At 43.5% G+C, this 9,150-nt stretch carries 6 protein-coding genes; 3 read left to right on the forward strand and 3 right to left on the reverse strand.

Annotated features, from left to right (window positions below; all coding sequences use genetic code 11):
• Window positions 1–2 precede the first annotated feature (2 nt).
• Together ACE1CD_RS27625 and ACE1CD_RS27630 are read left to right on the forward strand one after the other, a co-directional pair.
• Window positions 3–1,121 (forward strand): hypothetical protein, encoded by a 1,119-nt coding sequence (locus ACE1CD_RS27625; RefSeq protein ID WP_374796169.1) that lies wholly within the window; start codon window positions 3–5, stop codon window positions 1,119–1,121.
• 22 nt (window positions 1,122–1,143) lie between these two features.
• Complete coding sequence (locus ACE1CD_RS27630; RefSeq protein WP_374796168.1) at window positions 1,144–2,448, forward strand: hypothetical protein; 1,305 nt, start codon at window positions 1,144–1,146, stop codon at window positions 2,446–2,448.
• A 374-nt stretch (window positions 2,449–2,822) separates the two neighbouring features.
• Here the strand turns inward: ACE1CD_RS27630 and ACE1CD_RS27635 are convergent, their stop codons facing one another.
• Entirely contained in the window at window positions 2,823–4,577 is a 1,755-nt protein-coding gene (locus ACE1CD_RS27635) for an asparagine synthetase B family protein (protein ID WP_374826890.1), read from the reverse strand.
• 33 nt (window positions 4,578–4,610) lie between these two features.
• Here ACE1CD_RS27635 and ACE1CD_RS27640 point away from each other — a divergent pair, with 33 nt between their 5' ends.
• The gene (locus ACE1CD_RS27640) at window positions 4,611–5,951 is read left to right on the forward strand and encodes an amidase (RefSeq protein WP_374826891.1); all 1,341 of its coding nucleotides are present in this window, start codon (window positions 4,611–4,613) and stop codon (window positions 5,949–5,951) included.
• A gap of 954 nt (window positions 5,952–6,905) precedes the next feature.
• On the opposite strand, the gene ACE1CD_RS27645 is transcribed toward ACE1CD_RS27640, so the two are convergent.
• Both ACE1CD_RS27645 and ACE1CD_RS27650 read right to left on the reverse strand, forming a co-directional pair.
• Window positions 6,906–7,478 (reverse strand): hypothetical protein, encoded by a 573-nt coding sequence (locus ACE1CD_RS27645; RefSeq protein ID WP_374826892.1) that lies wholly within the window; start codon window positions 7,476–7,478, stop codon window positions 6,906–6,908.
• Between the two features lie 428 nt (window positions 7,479–7,906).
• Window positions 7,907–9,004, reverse strand: coding sequence for an LLM class flavin-dependent oxidoreductase (locus tag ACE1CD_RS27650; RefSeq protein ID WP_374796163.1), 1,098 nt, complete (start codon window positions 9,002–9,004; stop codon window positions 7,907–7,909).
• Window positions 9,005–9,150: the final 146 nt, after the last annotated feature.

Genomic DNA, 9,150 nt, shown 5'->3' on the forward strand with positions numbered 1-9,150 from the left:
ATATGAAATGTATTGCTTGCGGAACTAATAATAGCTTGCGCGATCGCACGCAGAATCGGGGACTCTGTAAGCAGTGTCAGCATCCCTTTGCCTTTGAACCCGCCAATATGAGTGGGGTTAAAATCACCGATCGGTTTTTTGCGGATGCGATCGCCGATATTTCCGCCAACGGCACTTTATTTTTTACCTTTAGGCAGTTGCTTTACATTTTAGATAGGCGAGTCAAAAAAGTAAAAATTGCTGACCTCGAAGACGATAACTTCTTTTTCCCTTTGATTACTTCGCTAATTGCTTTTGCGATTGCTTTTGGTGGGGGATTTTTAAAAGATATAGATTATCCTTTCTTCCTAGCTGCTATTTTTGGTATGGTAGCTTATGGAATTTCTGGTGCAGTCGCGCAAGTGGTGAACCCTGGTGCAGGCGGAACGGTAACGCCAGAACAACTTCAAGAGTGGATTGATACTTGGCAAAAAGTCAATCAACCAATCGAAAAGTTACTGCCAAAACCGCAAGTAGAAAACAACACAAGCACGATAAATAGGGAAATTACTGCATACAGTTTTGACCGAGTTGTGATTTGCGAAAAAGATGCGATCGCGCAACTTCTGATCGCCAATAACTTCCACTTTGAAAATAACTGTGCGGTTTTAAGCGCAAATGGGTATCCGCAAAGCATTTTTAGTACTGTCTTGCAAATGCTACGCCGTAACTCAGAACTAAAAGTTTATATCCTCCACGATGCGAGTCCTCAAGGGATTGGTTTAGTTCGCACTATTCGCACCAGTTCTGATTGGTTTGGCAATCAAACATTACCAATTATTGATGTGGGATTATTACCCCGTCAGTTTTTGTCGCGTTTCAAAGTAGATGTGCGAATTTCTCAAGCTAATGTTGTGCTGGCTAAACAGCTATCCCCGGTAGTTTGGCAAACTTTAACAGACAAAGAAGTGCGCTGGTTACAAGCGGGAAAATTTGTCGAATTAGAATCTTTCACTCCTGACAAAATTCTGAAGATTTTGCATAAAGGAATTGCGATGAGTCAAAATGCTGCTAGTGGCGATCATCTATTTCTAAGCGATGCCGATACAGAATATGTATATAGCGTCGATAATTTTGGTTAAACAATTAGGAGGATAACAAATTATGAAATGTACTCAATGCGGAACCGATAATACTCTCAAAGATCGCACTGCCAATTCCGGACGGTGTAAAAGTTGCAATCATCCCTTTGCTTTTGAACCAACTAGCATGGGAATTATTAAAATCACTGACTCCTTTTTTGCGAAGGCGATCGCAGATATTTCTGCTAACAATACCCTGTTTTTTACACCCAAACAGCTTCTCTACTTTTTAGACCGCCGATTCAAAGGTAAAATTTTATCATCCACGTTGGGTTGTATATTTATATACATAGTTTTAATATTAGTTTCGGGATTATTTTTTGGTAGTTTGCTCATCGGTATTTCTAATAATTTATCATTCGGTTTGCTGCCGATCGTAATTTTAAACATTCTCGTCATAATGGGGGGTATTAACAACAGCCAAGTAGCCACATACAATTACAAAAATCGCCAAAAAAGCGCTAAAGCATTGCGGATTATTGGGGTAATTAATCTAGTATTCGGCATTTTCTTTAGTCTGGCATTTAACTTTTTCCCTTTGTTTGCGATCGCTGTCATCATAGGAATGTTACAAATTTACTTCGGTAATCGCCAAATGACTCGTATTGGCACTTACCAAGTTTTCACATTGCAAAAAACTCAGTTACAAAGTTGGTTAGATCGCTGGCAACAAATCAACGGCAACATCATCAAAATGCTGCCATCTCCCCGCGAGGAAAATACCGTTGTTGCAATTAGTCCTGATGTAACTGCTTACAGTTTCGATCGCTTAGTTGTCTGCGATAGTGCTGTTATTGCACAACTATTGATTGCCAACAACTTTCACTTTGAAAATAACTGTGCCATTCTCAGCATCACTGGATATCCGCAAAACATATTTGCGATCGCAATGCAAATGTTACAGCGAAATCGCGACTTAAAAGTTTTTGCTTTCCACGATTGCAGTCCGCGAGGAATTGGCTTAGTCCATCGCCTCCGTAACAGTCCGAATTGGTTTCAAGATAGCGATATTGTAATTTTTGATGTTGGCTTACTCCCGCGTCAGATTATTCCATCGACGCGGGAAATGTTTATCCTCAATACACCAGAATCAGCGCAAGATGCCAAACAATTAACCGCCGAAATTCGTCAACAACTATCAAAAGAAGAGTTAGAATGGTTAGAAGCAGGTAACTTTGTGGAATTGGAATCTTTCACGCCGCAACGATTGATTCAAGTGTTAAATCGAGGCATTTCTGGCAGTCGCAATTTAGGTAGCGATGATAGCAGTTTGATTCTCGTCGGTGATTCGGATAGTTCTATTTACGTCTCCGAAAGTTTTGGTTAATTTTTCTAATACCGATCGCAAAAAAAGGTAGGTTGGGTTGAGGTAACGAAACCCAACGCCGACCCAATTCTAAAAAAAAGTAGGTTGGGTTGAGGTAACGAAACCCAACACCGACCCAATTCTAAAAAAAAGTAGGTTGGGTTGAGGTAACGAAACCCAACACCGACCCAATTCTAAAAAAAAGTAGGTTGGGTTGAGGTAACGAAACCCAACACCGACGTAGGAAATGTCAAAAGTCAAAATAAACTTTTCTTTTGACTTTTAAATTCTTAATTGTTGGGTTTCGCTATCGCTCAACCCAACCTACAATTTTGATTAATTCAGTCATCGAGCGCTCAACCCAACCCAACCTACAATTTTTATTAATTGTTCGGTCATCGATCGCCATTTCCCCCGTTTACTTGCAACCAAATTTCTAAACTTACCAATAACCACAACTTCACACCGTAGCGACTCCACGTATCGCCTTTATAATTCAACCAGTTTTCGATAACAGATTGGTTGAGATAAGGCGCGATCGCAGCTTTTTTACTCAGCAACAAATCCCGCGCTTCTCGTTGCCAATACTTGCGAAATCCCAATTGCACCGGCACCATCATCCCACTTTTAGGACGATAGAGAATTTTATCCGGAAGCAAATCAAGAACCGCTTGTTTTAACACCGCTTTTTCCTCCACACCCGAAAGCTTATACTCCGGCGGAATTTGCATACTCAAGTCAACCACGCGGCGATCGAATAACGGCGATCGACCTTGCAATCCCGCCGCTTGCGTTAAATTATTCACCTTAGTTAAAATCTGGTCTGCACCCTTAAACTTAATATTCAACGCCATTAACCGATTCAGATAACTAGCAGCCGAATTCAAATCCTCAGAAAATACCCAAGCTGCTGTTTCTACCGCTTGCAAAATTTCCGGTTTGAAAAGTTGCGGTAAATCCGTTGCACATTTTTGAAACGCAATCAGATACGCCTGAAGCGAATCTCGATCGGTCACAGAACCGTACAAACTATTAATCAACATCGGCTGATTTTTTGGCCCCCCAAAACAAGGGTCGCCGCCTTCCCCATTCAAAGTTACTCGCACAAACTCTCGCGCCAATCGTCCGATTAATAAATTGGGAACAGTCAGCGGATCGCCGATAGGATCATCTAAATACGCCATCGTTTCTGGCAACTTTTCCCACATATCGCGGAAAGTAATTGCCAAAATATGATGTTGCGTTTGGCAATGTTCTGCAACTAAACCGGAAAATTCCAACTCGTTCGGACATTCCGCACCAAAATGAATCGAAAATGTGTGAACTGGATGGGTATGGAATTGACGCGCCAAAGCAGTAACAGCACTCGAATCCAATCCGCCGGATAAGAAAACTCCCACAGGTTCGTCTGGCGGTAAATATTCTTGCACAACTTGGTTTAAAAGTGTGCGAAGTCGGTTACCATGCCATACTAAATTTTGTTCGCTGGCAGTAATTTGTTCGGTTAATTGCCAATAAGAATGGATTTTTTCATCTGGTAATTCTACAACTGTTCCCGGACGCAATTCTCGGACTTGTTGCCAAAGCGTTCTTTCTCCCGGTACAAAAGCACAACACAGATAATCTCGCAACGCAACTAAATCTAAATCATTCGATCGATAACTTGCTAAACTTCGCAATTGAGGAGCAATCCAACGAGTCGAACCTGCGCTAGTATAATAGAGAGTGCGTGCGCCAGTAGTATCGCGTCCGAACCACAATTTTTTTTGTTCTCGATCCCAAATTACCAACCCAAACATCCCCACCAACAAGGTGAGACATTCCACACCCCAGCGTTCCCAGAGTTTTTCTACCAGTTCGCGATCGTTTCCCTGCCAATTTGCCGGATCGATACCCAATCGCTGCCATAATTCTAATCGATTACTCAACCAAATATCGCCAATTACCACAAATCGAGAAGTCGGAGACAGCGGCGAATTTTTGGGTAAGATAATGGCAATGCGATCGTCTCGCCACGCCACATCCTCCGTAATAGAATCCACTTTACCCCACGCTACCCGCCAAGTTGGAGAAACTTCCACAACAGGGATATTTGCAGAAGGTCGATCGAACAGCGATTTAGCACCCATCCACAAATCGGTAAATTTCATAAAATTTCGCTCGCTATACTTGCCACATTTGAGATGAACATTGCCAAAACAGCAGACGTAAATTTACCTTTAACCATTACGGAAGTCGGCAAACTCATCAGAAACAATTTGCTGACTTCCCCATCTTTAGTTAAGCATTATCTCGATCGGATCGAAACCTTAAATCCCACCCTCAACGCTTTTATTACTGTAACCGAAAACCAAGCTTTACAAACTGCTGCTATCCTGGATGCCGAATTAAAAGCAGGTAAAGACAGAGGCAAACTGCACGGTATACCTATTGTCATTAAAGATAATATCGATACATCTGGAATCGCAACCACTGTAGGATCGAAAATATTTCGCGATCGCATCCCCGACAGCAACGCTACTATTATAGATAAATTGCGATCGGCGGGAGCGATTTTATTAGGAAAAACCAATTTAAGCGAATTAGCTGCCGACGTTTCCGGTCGCAACATCTTTTTTGGCGATACCCATAATGCCTGGAAACAAAATCATTCTCCCGGCGGTTCTTCTAGCGGGACAGCAAGTGCGATCGCGGCACATCTTTGCTTAGGTGGAATTGGTTCCGATACTGGCGGTTCGATTCGCATTCCTGCTAGTTGGTCGGGGATTGTCGGACTGCGACCCACCTACGGATCGATTAATTTAAATGGGGTTTTCCCTCGCGTTCCCAGCTTCGATACTGTTGGGCCAATGGCGAATTGTGTCGAAGATGCGATAATTTTATGGAATGCGATCGCTAACTCAGATAAAATTTCTCTCTCTGCAACTCAATTGAAAGGTTTGCGCTTAGCAACAATCAAAAACTATTCCTTTCGAGGTGTCGATCCAGAAGTTGCCGAGGCAATTTATCGCTCAATAACTCTCCTCAAAGAACTGCAAGCCGAAATTGTCAATATCGAAGTTCCCTTCTTAGAAAAAGAATTTGATGTCGAGATTTACAACACGATTTGCGACTATGAATTTTATCAAATATTGCAACATTATATCGGCAATCCCGATAACTTTGGTGAAAAAGTACGTAAAGACCTTGAGAAAGGCATGAAAATCACCCAATCTGCTTACGAAAAAGCCCAAGAAATTAAGCGATCGCAAACAGCCAAATTCCTGGAAATCTTCACCCAAATTGATGCTTTGCTCGTTCCGACAACCCCAACAGTCGCCCCACTTCTCACCGCCGATCGCAAAATTTTCCAATTCAGCCGCCGCTTCATATTACCCTTCAGCTTTACAGGCGTTCCGGCCATTTCCGTACCTTGCGGTTTCTCTCAAAACAGTTTACCGATCGGTTTGCAAATTATTGGCCCTCCCTCCGCAGAAGCTGTAATTCTGAAAGTAGCAGCAGCTTTGGAAAAAGCTATAGCATAATTATGCGCTTTTGTCAAGCTTTTTTATGGGATTTAGGCAGCAAAGCCCAAAAATCCAGTTTCTGCGTCGGTTTTCAGGTTTTAAAAGCAGGATTTGGCATAGAAACCGACTTTATTTGCTCAGTCCTATGCGTCCCTCTTCTGCAAGCAATTTGAGGTGACAGAAAAAAAAATTACCCGAAAGGGTGACAAGTGTCAAGCTCCATGAGTTAGAATGTAGGCATATGACCAAGACCTATACCGAATGTCCCCGAGCCTATCTTCGGGGAATTTATATTTTAGGGGGTACATCAGCGCGATCGACAGTAGAACCCCACCCCCATCCCCTCCCCGTCTACGGGGAGGGGCAAAATTTTTAGTTTTCGTAGGTTGGGTTGACGCTAGAGCGCCAGTCCACTAGAATAAATTGACAAAAACAACGAAATATGTATTATGTAGGGGCGAAGCATTTGGGCGACAATCGATCGCCATCTGCAACAATTTTTATGTCCGTAGGCGATAGCCTGCCGGCAGGCATATGCAACGCCGGAGCCGAGGTCTCTATCCGCATACATATCTATCATGTTTTGTCAACCTCTTTTACTGGACTGGCGCTCTAGGAAACCCAACACTACAATTGTGAGTCGGCGACAGTAGCACCCCACCCCCAGCCCCTCCCCGTCTACGGGGAGGGGCAAAATTTTTAGCTCCCAGGTTTTCAACCTGAGAGCTAGAGCGCCAGTCCAGTAGAATTAATTTACAAATATAACTAAATATGTCTTGTGTAGGGTCTCTCGCATTTGGGCGACAATCGATCGCGATCGGCAACAATTTTTTTATCCAAATGCAACGCCGGAGCCGAGGTTTATATAGGCATACACACCTTAATTCTTTTGTCAATCTCTTTTACTGGACTGGCGCTCTAGGTTTTGAGGTGTAGCCTCGCTTGTGTTAGCAAATTGAGCGCCAACTCAACTTAGCGATCGGCGCGATCGGAGTTAGAATTTTCTTGACTTCCCGCCTTACTTTCCGATTGTGCAGGCGCACTTTTACTCTCAGTTTGTTGCTGTTGAGCGGGAGGAACGGTGATATTAATATTCGGTGCTGAATTAGACGACTCTGGAGAAGATTCTTGACGAGACGGAGCGGCTGAAGGTTGCTGCGGAACGGGAACAACATCCCTAGTTTTATCGATCGTTCTTTCAATAATAGTAGTTTCTTTTTTGCTACTGGGAGTTTGAGGTTGACTGTTATTAGGAACGGGGACAGGCACAATTTGCGTAGCGGGAGCGGTTTGTCTGCTTGGCTCTTGTCGCTGATTGAGGTAGTAGAAAGCACCCCCGGCTAGTCCAGCAAGTAAAGCCAAAGCCAGACCCATCGTTAAACCGGTAGCTGCACTATTATTTTCGCGAGCTATATACCTGTCTTCTGCCATGATGCGTTCGGAATCTCTACCAGTTCGATAACCTTCCCGATAAGCAGCTTCATCAGAAATATTGTTGCTGCTATTAACTGAACTATTGGCATCGCGTCTTGTTTGATTAGACATAGGTATTGCTAGACCTCATTTAGAATTGAGACAATCTTTTCTTATCAGGTCTAAACTAACCGTTCCGTTCGGTCAAACCAATCTGTCTTGGGAAGGTATTTGCAGATACATTTAAATCAAACCTATGGATTAAGCCATCTTTCTTTAGATTTATACCAACAGAATTATAACGAATTGCATATCAGCGATCTCGTGTCCAATAGCATCGGTCGCCTAAAAAATCCCTTTCTTATCTGCGTTCATCTGCGTTTATCTGCTTACATCTGCGGTAGAAATTTAACCCCTAATACCCACAGATAATCTTTCGTATCGCTCATATACTACCAATGCCACCAGAAATAATATTATTTATTTTTTTACCGCAGATTAACGCAGATTAAGGGTGTACCGCAAGCGATTGCAATCTGCTGTGACGCGCTGCGCTAACTCTACCTCTTACTTAAATAACCTTCCCGCACCAAAGGCAACACATTTCGCCCTACATTTTCGCACTCTTCCAAATGTGGATAACCAGATAGAATAAAAACTGTAATTCCCAGTTCGATATATTGCAAAAGTCGATCTGCTACTTGCTGGTAACTGCCAACAATTGCCATTCCCGCACCGCTTCTCACCACCGAAACACCAGCCCACAACAAAGGTTCAACATACCAATCTTCATCAGCGCTACCTCGCAATTCCCACTGACGACTTTGACCGACACTTTCTCGCTTGGTATTTGGAAATTCCTGGCGGCGGGCTTTTTCCAACACTTCCGGACGCACAAACTTGAGCATTTCGCGGGCAGTTTCTTTTGCTTGAGCTTCTGTCTCTCTCGCAATTATATTAATTCTCAACCCATATCTGACAGCATTTTCCCGCTGATTTGCTGCTACTAATTGTCGCATATTGCTGATGCGATCGCCTATTTGTTGCAGTGTTTCCCCCCACATCAAATATACATCCGCCCATTCAGCCCCAACCTGTTGCGCCATCTCGCTCGCACCGCCAAAATAAAACAATGGCCCTCCCGGTTGCACGGGCAAACTTTCTAATCGAGTTTGCTTGAGTTTGTAGAATTCACCTTCATAATCAAAAGCATTTGTACTCGACCACAACTGACGGCAAATTTGCATAAATTCGCGAGTGCGACGATAACGCGCATCCCGATCCAAATAATCGCCGTACATCGCTTGTTCGATCGGTCGTCCACCCGTCACAATATTGAGGGAGAGACGACCGTTACTGATGCGATCGAGAGTTGCTGCCATCTTTGCTAAAATGGGAGCCGAGTAAAACCCCGGTCGCACAGCTACCATTGCCCCCGCCTGAGTCGTCAGCGCCAACGTAGCTGAAGCTAAAGTCCAAGCTTCGAGAATGTGGTGATCAAAACCCATTCCTATCAGCAATTGTCGAAATCCAAATCGCTCAGCCGCCTGGAAAATCTCCACAGTATACTCCAGGCTGGGAGGACGTTCCCAAGTCGGTAAACCTAATTGACACTCCCCCGCTCTCGCTAACACTATAACGGGGGATTCTTGTTTCACAGATCAACGCTTTTTAGCAGAATTACTAACGAGACTTACTTGCTCTCCACAAGCTTGAAATTCCGATTGCCCATCGGTATATGTTGATAGAATCCTAATCCCCTCTTCCCTCAAATTTTTCGTCGCATTCCCATCCCTATCGTGAT

The organism is Aerosakkonema sp. BLCC-F183, from assembly GCF_041929145.1.
In the GTDB taxonomy this organism is placed as follows: Bacteria; Cyanobacteriota; Cyanobacteriia; order Cyanobacteriales; family Aerosakkonemataceae; genus Aerosakkonema.

Excerpts from the sequence above, each read along its gene's own strand:
- ACE1CD_RS27625 (WP_374796169.1), top strand. The coding sequence starts at position 3 with ATGAAATGTATTGCTTGCGGAACTAATAATAGCTTGCGCGATCGCACG.
- ACE1CD_RS27630 (WP_374796168.1), top strand. The coding sequence starts at position 1,144 with ATGAAATGTACTCAATGCGGAACCGATAATACTCTCAAAGATCGCACT.
- ACE1CD_RS27635 (WP_374826890.1), bottom strand. The coding sequence starts at position 4,577 with ATGAAATTTACCGATTTGTGGATGGGTGCTAAATCGCTGTTCGATCGA.
- ACE1CD_RS27640 (WP_374826891.1), top strand. The coding sequence starts at position 4,611 with ATGAACATTGCCAAAACAGCAGACGTAAATTTACCTTTAACCATTACG.
- ACE1CD_RS27645 (WP_374826892.1), bottom strand. The coding sequence starts at position 7,478 with ATGTCTAATCAAACAAGACGCGATGCCAATAGTTCAGTTAATAGCAGC.